At 61.1% G+C, this 13,451-nt stretch carries 15 protein-coding genes; 3 read left to right on the top strand and 12 right to left on the bottom strand.

Features of this window, described 5'->3' with window-relative positions; genetic code table 11:
- Positions 1-56: 56 nt before the first annotated feature.
- The 7 genes from FVE66_RS05380 to FVE66_RS05350 all read right to left on the bottom strand — a co-directional run bounded on the left by FVE66_RS05380 (position 57) and on the right by FVE66_RS05350 (position 6,440).
- Positions 57-1,235 carry a hypothetical protein gene (locus FVE66_RS05380; protein ID WP_151446302.1) on the bottom strand — a complete coding sequence of 393 codons (1,179 nt, stop codon included), beginning with the start codon at positions 1,233-1,235 and terminating at the stop codon, positions 57-59.
- Positions 1,219-1,785, bottom strand: coding sequence for a PulJ/GspJ family protein (locus tag FVE66_RS05375; RefSeq protein WP_151446301.1), 567 nt, complete (start codon positions 1,783-1,785; stop codon positions 1,219-1,221). The genes FVE66_RS05380 and FVE66_RS05375 overlap by 17 nt, the downstream gene beginning before the upstream one ends.
- Complete coding sequence (locus FVE66_RS05370; RefSeq protein ID WP_151446442.1) at positions 1,785-2,321, bottom strand: carbohydrate-binding protein; 537 nt, start codon at positions 2,319-2,321, stop codon at positions 1,785-1,787. The genes FVE66_RS05375 and FVE66_RS05370 overlap by 1 nt, the downstream gene beginning before the upstream one ends.
- Before the next feature lie 4 nt (positions 2,322-2,325).
- Positions 2,326-2,868, bottom strand: a complete 543-nt coding sequence (locus FVE66_RS05365) for a prepilin-type N-terminal cleavage/methylation domain-containing protein (protein ID WP_206668710.1) — start codon at positions 2,866-2,868, stop codon at positions 2,326-2,328.
- Between the two features lie 62 nt (positions 2,869-2,930).
- The gene (locus tag FVE66_RS20585; protein ID WP_161993188.1) at positions 2,931-3,335 is read right to left on the bottom strand and encodes a type II secretion system protein; all 405 of its coding nucleotides are present in this window, start codon (positions 3,333-3,335) and stop codon (positions 2,931-2,933) included.
- A 165-nt stretch (positions 3,336-3,500) separates the two neighbouring features.
- Positions 3,501-4,736 (bottom strand): type II secretion system F family protein, encoded by a 1,236-nt coding sequence (locus FVE66_RS05355; protein WP_151446299.1) that lies wholly within the window; start codon positions 4,734-4,736, stop codon positions 3,501-3,503.
- Between the two features lie 6 nt (positions 4,737-4,742).
- The gene (locus FVE66_RS05350) at positions 4,743-6,440 is read right to left on the bottom strand and encodes a GspE/PulE family protein (RefSeq protein WP_151446298.1); all 1,698 of its coding nucleotides are present in this window, start codon (positions 6,438-6,440) and stop codon (positions 4,743-4,745) included.
- A gap of 358 nt (positions 6,441-6,798) precedes the next feature.
- Here FVE66_RS05350 and FVE66_RS05345 point away from each other — a divergent pair, with 358 nt between their 5' ends.
- The 3 genes from FVE66_RS05345 (at position 6,799) to FVE66_RS05335 (ending at position 8,301) form a co-directional block, all read left to right on the top strand.
- Positions 6,799-7,407 carry a type 1 glutamine amidotransferase domain-containing protein gene (locus tag FVE66_RS05345; protein ID WP_151446297.1) on the top strand — a complete coding sequence of 203 codons (609 nt, stop codon included), beginning with the start codon at positions 6,799-6,801 and terminating at the stop codon, positions 7,405-7,407.
- A gap of 202 nt (positions 7,408-7,609) precedes the next feature.
- Positions 7,610-8,032, top strand: coding sequence for a ComEA family DNA-binding protein (locus tag FVE66_RS05340; protein WP_151446296.1), 423 nt, complete (start codon positions 7,610-7,612; stop codon positions 8,030-8,032).
- A 53-nt stretch (positions 8,033-8,085) separates the two neighbouring features.
- Complete coding sequence (locus FVE66_RS05335; protein ID WP_151446295.1) at positions 8,086-8,301, top strand: hypothetical protein; 216 nt, start codon at positions 8,086-8,088, stop codon at positions 8,299-8,301.
- A gap of 462 nt (positions 8,302-8,763) precedes the next feature.
- Here FVE66_RS05335 and FVE66_RS05330 read toward each other — a convergent pair whose 3' ends face one another.
- The 5 genes from FVE66_RS05330 to FVE66_RS05310 are packed head-to-tail and all read right to left on the bottom strand — an operon-like array spanning position 8,764 to position 13,284.
- A complete protein-coding gene (locus FVE66_RS05330; protein ID WP_151446294.1) occupies positions 8,764-9,477 on the bottom strand; it encodes an ABC transporter ATP-binding protein in 714 nt (237 codons plus the stop codon).
- Positions 9,474-10,223 (bottom strand): ABC transporter ATP-binding protein, encoded by a 750-nt coding sequence (locus FVE66_RS05325; protein WP_151446293.1) that lies wholly within the window; start codon positions 10,221-10,223, stop codon positions 9,474-9,476. Before FVE66_RS05325 ends, FVE66_RS05330 begins: the two co-directional genes overlap by 4 nt.
- Entirely contained in the window at positions 10,220-11,197 is a 978-nt protein-coding gene (locus FVE66_RS05320; RefSeq protein ID WP_151446292.1) for a branched-chain amino acid ABC transporter permease, read from the bottom strand. Before FVE66_RS05320 ends, FVE66_RS05325 begins: the two co-directional genes overlap by 4 nt.
- Complete coding sequence (locus tag FVE66_RS05315) at positions 11,197-12,057, bottom strand: branched-chain amino acid ABC transporter permease (RefSeq protein ID WP_151446291.1); 861 nt, start codon at positions 12,055-12,057, stop codon at positions 11,197-11,199. The genes FVE66_RS05320 and FVE66_RS05315 overlap by 1 nt, the downstream gene beginning before the upstream one ends.
- Positions 12,058-12,066: 9 nt before the next feature.
- On the bottom strand, positions 12,067-13,284 hold the full coding sequence (locus FVE66_RS05310; protein WP_151446290.1) for an ABC transporter substrate-binding protein: 1,218 nt from the start codon (positions 13,282-13,284) through the stop codon (positions 12,067-12,069).
- Positions 13,285-13,451 lie beyond the last annotated feature (167 nt).

Here is a 13,451-nt window from a genome sequence, read left to right as displayed (position 1 = left end):
GGTAATTGTGGCGGCGGCTCAAGTCCTTTTTTCAATTTGATTACGGGACGATCGCATCACGACGGCGGCACAGTCACTTCCCGCCAGCGCCCGATGCCACCACCGGGAAGCCTGACCTTGCCGCCACTGCCGGCTGCGGTCGATGCCTTGATTGACACCACCTGGTAAGCGGCCGGCTGTGCCTTGTTGAAGCCGCAGTAGCCGGTCGTCGTGCTTACCCCCGCCGTGGTCGGGCCGGCATAGCCGGATGCGGCGTTACCGCTGTTGTAGAAGCTGGTGGTCGTGGTGTTGATATTGCCGTTGGCCGCGCCGCTGCAGGAGGCGACGTCGCTGTCACTCGATCCGCCCTTTTTGCGGCTCATCACGTCGAACAGATAGCCATTGGTGGTCGGGGTCAGCGTGCCGACTATGTATTTGTTGGCACTGCTGTTGGTCGACACGTATGCGTCATACGGGTTGGCGGATACAAGGTCGACGCCAGCCATGTCCATGTTGGAGAAGGTGATATCGCTGACCGCGGTATCGAATTGCACATACACATTGTAGGTACCGGGCGTCGGATTTTTCAGATAGAAAATCTGGGCGTTATATGGCCCAGCGGGATCCGAAGCGCGGCTGGTGACAGCCGTCATCGACGTGGTGTTGAGCTTGGGAAAGCCAGCGGTCATCTGGCTCGCGCCAACCCAGCTTACTGCGGCGATGTACAGCAGGTTTTCACCGGCAACGACCGTATGCTCGAAGGTCGCAGTGGTAGTACTCCCGCCGGTGGCCTTGTTGTTCTTCGAGTTGGCGTTGTACGGAACGACCACCGATTCGATGACCCTCTGCCGGTTGGATGGCGTGATTCCCGTGACACGGATACGGCAGCCGTTAGCGCCGCCACCGAGGGATAGACCGTCAAAGTCAGTGTCGAAGTTCGGGTTCTCCGTAGCGTCGGCAACCCGGAAAGAACCTGCCGTCGTCGCCGACCCCGCTTCCGTCAAGGTTCTTGTCTCGCCGAGCGCATTGCAGGCCGTTCCAACGCTGGTGTAGCGCTGGGTCGCCCGCTCCATTCCGCTCTCGGCCAGGAACAAGGCCTTCACCATTTCCACCGAGTTTTCGGCGTCGACAACCGTCCCGCCCTGGATTGTCATCGTGCTCTTGACGATGCCCAGCACCAGCAGCATCAGCAAGGCCACCATCATGACAGCGGCGAACCCGCGCTGCATCGGGAAATGTTCAGCAGAGCGTCGCATTGCAGTTCCGTAACGCAACCAGGGTGCGCTGGCTGATCGCCTGGCCACTGGTCGGCTCTGTCAGCGCCAGCGTGAAATCGATATAACGGACCGAAGTGGCGCTATTGGTCGTCGCAAAGTTCGTGTCGTAATAGGCGAAACTGAGGGATTGGAGTCGATTGGTGAGCGTTTGGGCCGTATTGCCGGTAGTGCTGTAGGCAATCGTGACAATTTTGGTCGCAGTGTTCTGCCCTATTGTCACGGTTGGCGTGTTGCGGGTCATCGAATTGCCGTTGGAAACAAGGTAATCGATCCGGCTGTATTGCGGCGAGGTTGCACTCATATTGAAGTTTGCGTTGGTGCCGCCCGTCGCCTCGCGCAGTTCGCGGGCAATACGATCGCTGGCGTAGCGCAACGAGTCAAGCGTCTCCGAATACTGCGCGTTGCCCTGGTACACCTGGGTGCTGCCAACAAGGAAGCGCGAAGAAGCCGCGGCGAGCACCCCCATGATGGCGATCGACAGCACCATTTCGACCAGCGTGAATCCGGCTTGCATGCGCTTTGCGACCATCAGTAATTCACCAGCAGCAGGGTAGCCCGCGCCCCGGCGCCGGTTTTACCCCAGTAGGTCGTGTTGGTCGGCAGGTTGCCGGTGGTGGCGCTACTGGCCTGGTAAATGTCGCCGTTGTAACTGACGATATCCCCTTTGGCGTAAGCGGTGCCCGCGTTGTAGGCTTGGATGACGCTGCCCGAAGATGCCCTGGAGACCCCCACGGTCACTTCCTTGCAGCTGACATTGTTCGGGCACGCCGAGGTGGTGCTTCCGGTGATCGAATTGACGGTGACTTCAGTCCAGCTATAACCCGCGGGAAGAGATATACCGTTGCAAAGTGCCGCGGTGACGCCCGCGAAATTCGGAGATCGCTTTGTTCCCACCACGCGCTCCAGGCAGGTTTGTACGTATTGCGCGGCGCCCTGCGCCGCCTCGCCCGTCACCAGGCCACCGGTGACGCCGCTGAACACTCGTATCAGCCCGATGAAGCCGACACTGAGCAGCACGATGACCAGCACCAGTTCAACCAGGCTTACTCCATGTGAACGGCGCATCGTATCAACCAACCTCGGCAAAGCCTGTCAGGGGGCGCACATAAACGGTGGCAGTCGTTCCGCTTCCAGTCAGCGTATAAGTCACCGCCGGATTCGCCGTCAGCAGTGCAGTTCCGGCAATCGGCCGGCCCATGCTGTCGAAGTCGAGCGTGGCCGAGCTTGCCGATATGGTGACACCGTCGCTAAAAATGATGGAAAAAGCGGATCCCGTTGCCGGGTCGACCAGAGAAGCGCCCAGCGCCGTGCAGGGCGAAAAAGTGGCGATGCTGCGACAGGTGACAGCGTAACCGGACCCATCCGCAGCGACAGTCAGGCGCAGGCTGATCGCGTAACTCATCCCCAGCGCCTGAATATGTGCCACATCCCTGCGAAGCTTGTCGGCCGCTTCCACAGCGGCGCGCTGGCTGGTGGATCTGGTACTGATTACCGCGGTCGCAGACAGGATACTGATAATGGTCAGGACAAGAACCAGTTCGAGGAGGGTGAACCCTCCTCGATGAGCTGGATTGACGCGCCGGCCTGTTGCAGCGACGGTCCGTCGCCTCAACCCATGCATGAGCCTACAACTCGACGCTGCGAGCTGCTAGCTCATGCATGTGTGGCTTACGATCAGGATGCATTACCTCGGCCGATGCTGGTAATCGTAATGTCAGCCGGGGACGCCACAGCGGTCGGATTTGCCACCGTGAAAGTAGCTTGGCCCGTGCCGTCATTCTTCGTTACGCCCGTACAAGTGATGCTGAGTCCATCAGTTGCTGCCGCGCAAGCAGGATCTTGCATCTGTGCTGCGAGCTCTGCGGTTGTCGGCAGCCGGCCCTTGTTCGTTGCGTAAGCCACGCTCCACGCCGACTTCAATGCTGCCAAGGTTGCATCCTGCACACCTTCATAAGCGCCCTTGCTGGCGTTGGTAAATTTCGGAATCGCTACCGCGGACAAGATGCCCAGGATCACGATCACGACGATCAGCTCGACCAACGTAAAGCCCTTTTGGGCACCAGCTTTCATGGTATTCATTTCGTTATCTTCCCTTTAAAGCGCTTGGTGCCCCAAGCAAATGTTTGTTTAACGCACAACGAATCATAACATTTCTATCAAGAAAACCGAGTAGCTCCATTGCACTATTTTTTTGAAAATTCACTCTAAATACAACAACTTATTGCCATATGGAAATGTTATTCCTCAAGGCTTTGGCTTGAGCGATACCTGGCTCAGATCCCAGACCGGCAAGAACACGCCGAGCGCGAGCAGGAGCACCAGCACGCCCATGGCCATCATCAGCAGCGGCTCTATCCGGCCTGAAAGCGTGCTGAGCTCCCACTGCACTTCCTGCTCGTACATGCCGGCAATTTCATCCATCAGCGTGTCCAGCTCGCCACTCTCTTCGCCGACTGACAGCATCTGCAGCACGACCGGGGTAAACACGCCAGTCGTGCTGGCCGTCCGTATCAGGCTTTCGCCGCGCTCCACGCCATCACGCATCTGCTCCACCGCTGCGGCGATGTAGGCGTTGTCCACCGTGCGCGCCACCACGCTCAGGGTCGGGCCCACCGGGACGCCGCTTTTGTAGGCGAGCGCATAACTGCGGGCGAAGCGCGCCATGATGCCCTTCATGGCCAGCGACCCGGCGATTGGCATCTTCAATACGGTCTTGTCCCACCAGTAAGCGCCCTCCTTGGTCTGGCGCAAGCGGTAGATGCCGAAGCCGGCGGCGACCATGAGCGCCAGCAAGTACGGCCAGTTGGCCTGCGTGAAATTGGAGGAACCGATCAGCAATTTCGTCAGCGGCGGCAATTCGGTATGCGCTTTGGCGAATATCTTCGCAAACTGGGGAATCACCAGCAGGTTGATGACGAGAATCGCGCCCAGCATTGCCGACACCACGAATTTCGGATAGCGCAGCGCTGACTTGATCTGCTGCCGCATCTTCATGTCGAACTCGAGGAATTCGTACAGCCGCGGAAAGATCTCCGCCAGGCGGCCGGTCATTTCGCCCACCTGGACGATGCTGCAGTAGTACGCCGAAAACACCTTGGGATGGCTGCGCATCGCGGTCGACAGGTCACGCCCGGCATCCAGCGATTCGCGCAGGTCGCGCAGGATCTTGGCAAAGCTCTTGTTGACCGCAGATTCCTCCAGCCCCTTCAGGCAACGCATGATCGGCACGCCGGCCTTGAGCAGCGTATGCATCTGGCGGCTGAACAGTTGGACGTCGGTGGTATTGACCTTGGGCAGCAGCAAGCGGTCGGTGAAGCTGACCTCCGACCCCTGGCTGCCACGACTGCTGAGTTCGATGAAAACCGGCGTGGCGCCGATATTGAGCAGGTAAGTCGCCACGGCGCTGCTGTCGGCGCCTTCCAGCACGCCTTGCAGCAACTCGCCGCGTGCGTTTCGTGCGTGGTAGCTGAAATATGGCATGGATTATCAGAAGGCCTGGTTACTGACCGACATGCCTTCCTGGACCGTGGTCTTGCCTTCCAGGACCAGTTGCACCGCATGGCGCCGCAGGGTCCAGCCGTCCATTTGTTTCTCTGCCGCGCGGTGGAACTCGACATGGTCGGCCTTGCCCAGCGCCTCGGCGACCTCATCCGAAATCTCGAGCATCTCGTAGACGCCGGTGCGACCCTTGTAACCGGTATTGCTGCACTGGCTGCAGCCGGTACCCTGCTTGTATTCATGTCCGGCGGCCGACTCGCCGAGCTCGGTCCTGAGCCACACGAGTTCCCACGCCGTCGGCTGGTAGGGCGCAGAGCAGCTCTGGCAGATCCGGCGCACCAGCCGCTGCGCAATCACCACTTGCAGGGCCGATGCCATGACGTAGCGCGGCACCTCCATGTCGAGCAGGCGGTCCGGCGTGCTGATTGCGTCGTTGGTATGCAGTGTCGAGAAAACCATGTGGCCGGTCATGGCGGCCTGCATGCCGACCTGGGCGGTTTCATGGTCGCGCATCTCGCCGATCAGGACCACGTCCGGATCCTGGCGCAGTGCCGACCGCAGCACCCGCGCGAAGCTCAATTCGATCTTTTCGTTTACCTGCACCTGGTTGATGCCGGGCAGCTTGTACTCGACCGGATCCTCGATCGTGATCAGCTTGCGTTCCGGCGTATTCAGTTCGGCCAGCGCGCCGTACAGCGTGGTGGTCTTGCCGCTACCTGTGGGGCCGGTGACCAGCACCAGGCCGTTCGGACGCGCCAGTATCTGGCGCAAGCGCTTGAGCATTGCCGGCGGGATCCCGATCGAGTCCAGCCGCAGCATGCCCTTTGCCTGGTTCAGCAGACGCATGACGATCGATTCGCCATATTGCGTCGGCATGGTGGACAGACGCACGTCCACGGGCTGGTTGTTGATGCTTACGCCGAAACGGCCATCTTGCGGCAGCCGCTTCTCGGCGATGTCGAGGTCGGCCATGATCTTCAGCCGCAGCGACAGCGAGGGCGCGATCTTGCTATCGGCCTCGGTCTGGAAATGCATCACGCCGTCCATGCGGAAGCGGATCTGGACCGCTTTGGCCTGCGGCTCGATGTGAATGTCCGACGCGCCCACTTGCACGGCATCCTCGAACAGGGATTGCAGCAGCCGCACCACCGGCGCATCTTCGATGCTGAGCGCCTCGACGGCGCCGAATTCGATGGGTCCGTTGCCCAGGTCCTGCCCGAGTTCGCGGGCGGCATCGCTGATCTCGCTGCCCTTGCGGTAAATCCGGTTGAGCGCCTGGAACAGCCCCTCTTCAGAAACCACGGCCAGGTCGACATCTTTCTTCAGCAGGCGCGCGATCTCGTCATGCACGAACAGGTCGGTCGGATCGGCCAGGCCCACCAGGAATGCGTCGTCGCGCTCCTCCAGCACGACCGCACGGTGGCGGCGTGCGCGCAACTCCGGCAGCAGCCGGGATATGTTCGGGTTTAGCCTGTAATTCTTGAGGTTGACGTACGGTATGTGCAGCTGCTTGGCCAGCGCCTGGCCGATGTGCTCATCTGTCGCGATGCCGTTGTCGACCACCACCTGCCCGAGGCGACGGCCGGTCTTGCGGTGTTCATCCAGACAAAATTGCAACTGCTCGACGGTCAACAGCCCCTGTTCAACCAGGATATCGCCCAGCCGGATCTTTCCAGGCCTCAACATTCGTGTGCTTCCTATCGTGCAAGATTTTCCCGCTGGCACACTTACCAGCGGGAAATGTCGGCTGACGGGCGATTATTGCTTTAAACGTACATGGCCGTCCAGCGTGCAATGGCCTTGCTCAAAGGCAATGCGCAAATGAAACGATTGGTGGATTTCAGTCCGGTAATCGCCAGAATCGACCGAATCGACCGCAAGCCTCCCCGAGGGGAACGATTGGCGCGCGCTGCGGCCAATATCAACAGGGGCCGGTCAATCGCGCCGTACCGTCGCGCCGTTCAGTTGCGCCGTTGAATCAATCCGGGTGCATTGAGGTAGCTTGCCGCCCCCCTGCCCTCGCCTTTTTCTTCAGGAGAATGAAATGGATACGACCGACACCAGCCTGCAGGGCCTGCGCGTGGCCATCCTGCTGACCGAGGGTTTCGAGCAGACCGAACTCACCGGCCCAAAAAGTGCCTTGGAACAACACGGTGCCACGACCCGCGTCGTCTCCCACCGGCGCGGCAAGGTGCAGGCGTTCAGGCACCACGACCGCGGTGACCAGTTCGACGTCGACCTGACATTTGCCGAAATCCGCGCGGAAGACTTTGACGCCGTGCTACTGCCGGGCGGCGTAATCAACAGCGACCAGATGCGGGCGATTCCGCACGCCCAGCATTTCCTGCGGGATATGGATGAAGCCGGCAAGCCTGTCTTCGTGATCTGCCACGGCGCATGGGTATTGATATCCGCCGGCCTGGTCGATGGACGAACCATGACCAGCTGGCCGACCCTGCGTGACGACATCCGCAATGCCGGCGGCACCTGGGTCGACAGTGAAGTGGTGGTCGACGGCAACTGGATCAGCAGCCGCAAGCCGGCCGACATACCGGCGTTCAACCAGAAGATGATTGACCTGCTGTATCAGTACAAGGCAGGTGGGCGCCCCAGCCAGCCCGGCGAACAGATGGGGATTGGCTTGCCTGAGTGACGCGAACTTGATCAAGGGAAATTGAAGGCGGCGCGCATTTGATCCGCTCGCGTCTCCACTCCATCCGCACTTGACAACCCGCAAGCAAGCCGGCCGCTACGTCAGCGAGCATGGATCGCAGGCATCCGGACGCGGCATTTCCCGCAGGCGTGGGGCATGCCGATCCGCCCGTCTTTCATCCACGACAACCGAGGAACAAACCATGATCAGGAAAATCCTGTTGGCCCTGGCATTCTGGATTGCCAGCGCCGGATTCGCCTTTGCGCAAGTCGATGTCAACAAGGCCGACGAAGCAGCTCTGGACAGTGTCAAGGGAATCGGACCTGCCATATCGAAGCGGATCGTCGAGGAACGCAAGAAAGGCGGCAACTTCAAGGACTGGCCGGACTTCGAGAAAAGGGTCAAAGGCGTTGGCGACAAGAGCGCCGCCAAGATGTCGGAATCTGGCCTGACCGTGAACGGACAAGGCCGGCCTGGCGCCGCTGCGCCCAAAGCTGAAAAGAAAGCCGACAAGTCGAAGGAAGCGAAGCCGTCAGGGGGCGCAGGAGCCATGAAGGAGGCCAGGCCAGCGGCCAGTGCGGGCAAAGACGCCAAGGCGGGGGATGCCAAGGAGCCACGCAAATAACGGTGCGCGCAGCCAGACCTGCCTCGATCGAATCGCCAATTTGGAGCAATGAAATGAATGAAATGATCCAGCGCCTGATTGAAAAAACCGGGCTGTCGGAGGAACAGGCTTCGGCAGCCGCAACGACTGTCCTGGGTTTCCTGAAGGAGAAGCTGCCGGGGCCGGTAGCATCGCAGATCGATTCGCTGATGGCCGGCGGTGGCGGGATAGGCGAGAAGCTTGGTGGGCTGGGGGCTAGTCTGGGGGGGATGTTCGGGAAGAAGGAGTAGCGGGCTGGCGCCAACAGCGGATCGATCTATCGCTCCCTCCATTTCAAGGGCTGAACATTACCCGTATTCGTGGGTGAGTGGCTTTTTTGTTTGGTGGTTTGGCGGCTTTTTGGCTTGCGGTTGGTGTGGCTGGGTTTGTTGGTTGTGGTTGTGAAGCCGGGAGACACCCCGGCGGGTGTGTAACTTTCTTTTGGAAAAGAAAGTCACCAAAGAAACCAAAGTCAAAACCCACTTGGCCAACGCCCGCCTCGATAGCCAACCAGACTCGGGCGCCTGGGCCGAACCAATGCGACGTGCGCGAGGAAGGTCCTGCCACACGTTCGCTTCTGACCGGGATCAGTCAACCCGCTTCAATGCCGCCGACCGCACACTACCGCTCGTTGACTCCCAATGGTTTTCGAAGCCGCTAATTGGCGCTTGAGGGCGGGTTGTCAGGGGGGGGGGCCGCGTGTATCCGTCCCCTCAGATCCCCAGAAACGCTTCCCGAATCCGCGGATCGTTCAGCATCCCGTCCGAACTGCCCTCCAGCACGATACGGCCGGACTGCATCACGAACGCCTGCTTCGCGACCGACAAGGCCAGCTGCGTGTTCTGCTCGATCAGCATCATCGTCACGCCAGAACTGTGAATGCGGATCAGCGCGTCGTGCAGCTCCTGCACGATCTTGGGCGCCAGTCCGTGGCTGGGCTCGTCCAGCAGCAGCAAAGAAGGCTTGCCCATCAGCGCACGGCCGATTGCGGCCATTTGCTGTTCGCCGCCGGAGAGCGTGCCAGCCAGCTGCTTGCGCCGCTCCGCCAGCCGCGGAAACTGCTGGTAGACCTGTTCCAGCGTATCGGCAACGCCCTGCTTGTCCTGCCGGCGCACGTATGCCCCCAGCATCAGGTTCTCTTCCACCGTCATCAAAGGAAAAACCTGCCGCCCTTCCGGCACATGGGCGATGCCGAGGACCGGGATTTCATGTGCAGGCATTTGCAGCAGGTCGCGGCCGTTGAACAGGATCTTGCCGCTGCGCCTGGGAACCAGCCCGGAGATGGTACGCAACAGCGTGCTCTTGCCGGCGGTATTGGCGCCGATGACGGCGACGAAGGAACCCTGCTCGACATCCAGGCTGATGCCGTGCAGGACCGGCGCGCCATCGTAGGAAGCGTGCAGCGCCTGAATTGAAAGCATGCTCATGACTGTGCTCCATGCAGCCGCGTGTCGGTGCCGAGATATGCCGAAATCACGTCCGGATTGCTGCTCACTTCGGCCGGGGTGCCGTCGGCAATCATCTGCCCGAAGCTCAATACCAGGATGCGCTCGCACAGCCGCATGATGGCGCGCATGTGATGCTCGATCACGATGAAGGTCAGGCCTTCCTGGTCGCGCAGGCTGCGGATCAGGGTCAGGATCTGGTCCATCTCCTGCTCGTTCAATGCCGCCATCACTTCATCCAGCAGGACGATCCGCGGCCGGGTGCACAGCGCGCGCGCCATCTCCACCAGTGCCTTTTCCGGAAAGGTCAGGTCGGCCGCTTTCTTGCCGGCGATATGAGCAATGCCGACCCGTTCCAGGTTGCGGGCGGCAAAGTCGCGCGCCTGCGCCACCGGCAGGTGCTGCAAGCCGCCAACCAGCACGTTCTCCAGCACCGTCATGTCGGTGAACAGGGCCACGTTCTGGAAGGTCTTGACCATGCCGCTGCGGCAGATCTTGTGCGGCTTGAGGCCATCGATGCGGCGGCCGTCCAGCATGATGCTGCCGCTGCTCGGAGGCACCAGGCCCATCAGCAGGTTGAACAGCGTGGTCTTGCCGGCGCCGTTGGGGCCGATCAGGCCGAGCAACTCGCCCTTGCGCACCGAAAAGTTCAGGTTGTTGGCGGCGACCAGCCCGCCGAAGCGCCGCGTCAACTGCGAAACTTCGAGGATCACGGGGGACTGGCTCATTTTGCCCTCCCCATTGCCTTGCGCCAGCGGCCTACCAGTGCCTGCAAGCCACGCGGTTCGGCCAGGATGATGGCGATCAGGATCACGCCGTAGGCAAGCTGCGCAACCCCTGCGCCCTTGGCGGAAAGCTTGGCGTTGAAGATTTCTTCGAGCGGCAACAGGAACAGGGCGCCTATCAAAGGTCCGAACAAGGTGCCGATGCCGCCGATAATGCAGATCAGTGCCACCCGCACCGAGATCCCGACCAGCGAAAAGATCGAGTCGGGGTCGAAAAAGAAATTGAACTGCGCATACAGCACGCCGCAGCCGCCCATCAGGGCCGCGGAAATCGACGCCGCGAAGATCTTGGTGCGCGCGGTGTCGATGCCGATCACCTCGGCCGCATCGACCTGGGCCCGGATCGCGCGCAACTCGTAGCCCATGCGCGAGCGCCTGATCTGCCAGAACACGGCGCTGGTCACCAGCAGTGCGCCCAGCATCAGGAAATAGTAGGTTCGGGTGGACTCGAACTGCATCAGCGCCAGGCCGGCGCCCGGCTTGAACGGCACCGAGATGCCGACCGGCCCGCCGGTGACGGAACTCCAGGCATTGGCGGCAGCGCGCAGCACTTCACCGAATGCGAGCGTGGCGAGCGCAAAGTAATGGCCCTTCAGGCGCATGGTCGGAAAGCTGAGCAGCGCACCCGCAACACCGGCCAGCGCCAGGCCGGCCAGCAGGCCCAGCCAGGGGCTGAGCTCCCAGCGCAGCAGCAGCAAGGTCGAGGTGTAGGCGCCGATCCCGAAGAAGGAAGCGTGCCCCAGCGATATCTGGTTCGCCAGTCCGCCGACGATGTTCCAGGCCTGCGCCATGGCAGCGAACAGCAGGATCAGCGTCATGATGCGGATGGTGTAGCCATTGGCCGCCACCATCCACGGCAGGCTGCAGGCGACGACCGCCAGCAGCACCGAAAGTATGATCTTGTTACGGGTGTTCATCAGGCCTTCCTGTGTATCAGCCCTTCAGGCCGCAAGGCGAGGGTCAGGATGAAAACGATGAATAGCACGATGTTCTGCAGTTGCAGCGGCAGGAACAGGCCGGACAGGGACTGGATCACGCCGACCGCCAGGCCACCGATCACCGCGCCCATCACATTGCCAAGACCGCCCAGCACCACCACCGTGAACATCAGCACGCCAAATTGTTCGCCCACGGTCGGCGAGACTGTCATGTAGGGCAGGATGATGCTGCCGCCGAATGCGGTCAGCGCCACGCCAAGGCCGAACGCAACCCGATAGATATGGTCCGGATTGATGCCCATCAGGCGCGCTGCGGACGGATTTTGCGCAGTGGCGCGCACCGCCCTTCCCCACCACGTCTTTGCCAGCAGCCACCAGACGGCGGTGCCTGCCAAGGCCGAGGCCACGAAGGCAATCGCATAGGTCATGCTGATGGTCAGGCCGAACAGGTCGATCGACTCGTTCTGGTACCAGGTCTGGACCGACTTGAACTGCGAGCCGAAGGCAATCAGCGCCAGGTTTTCAAGGACGATCAGGATGCCGACCGTCAGGAAAATCTGTGCCACCTCCGGCCCGCCCAGCACGCGCCGGATCAGCAGGTGCTGGATGCAAAATCCAAGCGCGAACACCACCACAAAGGAAACCAGCGAGCCCAGCACCGGGTCCAGTCCCAGATGGCGCCAGCAGAAGTACGCAATGTACATGCCGACCATCAGGAACTGGGCCTGTGCGAAGTTGACGATGGAAACCACCCCGAACACCAGCGTCAGCCCGATGCAAATGACGGCGTACACGCCGCCCAGCATCAGGCCATCGACAATCGCCTGCAACAGCGGCATTGGCTTCCCCTATCCTGCTTTGCGGTTGAAGGCGCCCTTGGCGAATTTCTTCGGCCACACGGTAACCAGCTCATTCTTCTGCCACTGCACCATCACTGGCTCGGCGTGAATATTCAGCCCGGTCTGGTCGAACTGCACCTTGCCGTTGGTCATGGCCTTGGCCCAGCCTTCGGTGAAGGTACCGGCACGCAGGGCCTTGGCAATTTCCGCTGGCGCCGCCGATTTGGCCGTGCCGATCGCCTGCAGCAGCACGTCCAGCGCAACCGCATGCTCGACCGCTTCATGCACCATGAAGGCCTTGAAACGCTTGCGATACCGCTCGGCCATTTCCGGCGCCAGGTCATAGTTGGCCGAGCAGATCGACAGCACGCCTTCGGCATAGCTGCCGAGCGCCTGCGCGAAGTCCGGAATCACATAGCCGGCGGAGCCGCCGACGATGGGGAGCGTGACTTTTTGCTGGCGCAGTGCGCGCACGATCAGCAGGCTGTCATTGAGATAGGACACCGGGAAGATGATTTCCGCTTTCGATGCCTTGAGCTTGTTGATCAGCGGCGTGGCATCGGTGATGCCCAGCGGATAAGCCTCGTCCATCACGATCTGCACGTTTGCGGCCTTGGCCGCGGCGCGCAGGCCGGCAGCGGTCGAGGTGCCGAATGCGGTGTCCTCGTACATGATCGCGACCCGGCTGACCTTGCCGCCCGCGAGCTGGGCCGCATAGTCGAACTGTGCCTTGCCGATCACGCTGCCCTTGGACGTCACCTGGAAAATATTCTTGAACCCGCGCGCCGTCAGCTGGTCGGAATAGGACATGGTCAGCAGCGGAACGCCGCGGCGCTCGGTCACTTCAGAAATGGCGAGCGTCAACGAGGAAGCGAAGGCGCCGAGGATGGCGCAGCAGTCATTCTCCGCAATCATGCGCTGCGCCACGGTGGCGGCCGTGGTCGGGGTCGAGGTGGAATCGGCGATGACCAGGTTGACCTTCGCTCCGCCGAATCCCTTGATGCCGCCGGCTGCATTGATTTCGTCTGCGACCAGCTCCAGGCCCTGGCGTGAATTGATGCCGAACTGCGCATTGGCGCCGGACAGGGGCAGGATCACGCCGATATTGACCGGCTTGGATTGCGCCAGCGCCAGCGTCGGCGCCAGGCCCGAAAGGCCGATTGCGGACAGGCCCTTCAGGGCAGTGCGCCGGCCGGCGCGAGCGAGTGCATCGTCATGCTTGTTCATTACTTGTCTCCTCCAGGGTTTGATCAATCGGGCCGATCCATCAGGACCACGCCGCCAGCCTCTTGTCGGCTATTGCAGCCTGGTCATTTTTTTGTTGAGCAATTGTGTTTGTTAACTTTATGACTGTCAACCATATTGCCAGATTGTCTGACAAAAGCGTAAAATTC

This window comes from Lacisediminimonas profundi (assembly GCF_008831265.1).
GTDB classification, from domain to species: domain Bacteria; phylum Pseudomonadota; class Gammaproteobacteria; order Burkholderiales; family Burkholderiaceae_D; genus Lacisediminimonas; species Lacisediminimonas profundi.
The sequence above is the reverse complement of the archived record's forward strand: the minus strand, read 5'-3'. Positions and strand labels throughout refer to the sequence as shown.

Excerpts from the sequence above, each read along its gene's own strand:
- FVE66_RS05380 (WP_151446302.1), bottom strand. The coding sequence starts at position 1,235 with ATGCGACGCTCTGCTGAACATTTCCCGATGCAGCGCGGGTTCGCCGCT.
- FVE66_RS05375 (WP_151446301.1), bottom strand. The coding sequence starts at position 1,785 with ATGGTCGCAAAGCGCATGCAAGCCGGATTCACGCTGGTCGAAATGGTG.
- FVE66_RS05370 (WP_151446442.1), bottom strand. The coding sequence starts at position 2,321 with ATGCGCCGTTCACATGGAGTAAGCCTGGTTGAACTGGTGCTGGTCATC.
- FVE66_RS20585 (WP_161993188.1), bottom strand. The coding sequence starts at position 3,335 with ATGAATACCATGAAAGCTGGTGCCCAAAAGGGCTTTACGTTGGTCGAG.
- FVE66_RS05355 (WP_151446299.1), bottom strand. The coding sequence starts at position 4,736 with ATGCCATATTTCAGCTACCACGCACGAAACGCACGCGGCGAGTTGCTG.
- FVE66_RS05350 (WP_151446298.1), bottom strand. The coding sequence starts at position 6,440 with ATGTTGAGGCCTGGAAAGATCCGGCTGGGCGATATCCTGGTTGAACAG.
- FVE66_RS05345 (WP_151446297.1), top strand. The coding sequence starts at position 6,799 with ATGGATACGACCGACACCAGCCTGCAGGGCCTGCGCGTGGCCATCCTG.
- FVE66_RS05340 (WP_151446296.1), top strand. The coding sequence starts at position 7,610 with ATGATCAGGAAAATCCTGTTGGCCCTGGCATTCTGGATTGCCAGCGCC.
- FVE66_RS05335 (WP_151446295.1), top strand. The coding sequence starts at position 8,086 with ATGAATGAAATGATCCAGCGCCTGATTGAAAAAACCGGGCTGTCGGAG.
- FVE66_RS05330 (WP_151446294.1), bottom strand. The coding sequence starts at position 9,477 with ATGAGCATGCTTTCAATTCAGGCGCTGCACGCTTCCTACGATGGCGCG.
- FVE66_RS05325 (WP_151446293.1), bottom strand. The coding sequence starts at position 10,223 with ATGAGCCAGTCCCCCGTGATCCTCGAAGTTTCGCAGTTGACGCGGCGC.
- FVE66_RS05320 (WP_151446292.1), bottom strand. The coding sequence starts at position 11,197 with ATGAACACCCGTAACAAGATCATACTTTCGGTGCTGCTGGCGGTCGTC.
- FVE66_RS05315 (WP_151446291.1), bottom strand. The coding sequence starts at position 12,057 with ATGCCGCTGTTGCAGGCGATTGTCGATGGCCTGATGCTGGGCGGCGTG.
- FVE66_RS05310 (WP_151446290.1), bottom strand. The coding sequence starts at position 13,284 with ATGAACAAGCATGACGATGCACTCGCTCGCGCCGGCCGGCGCACTGCC.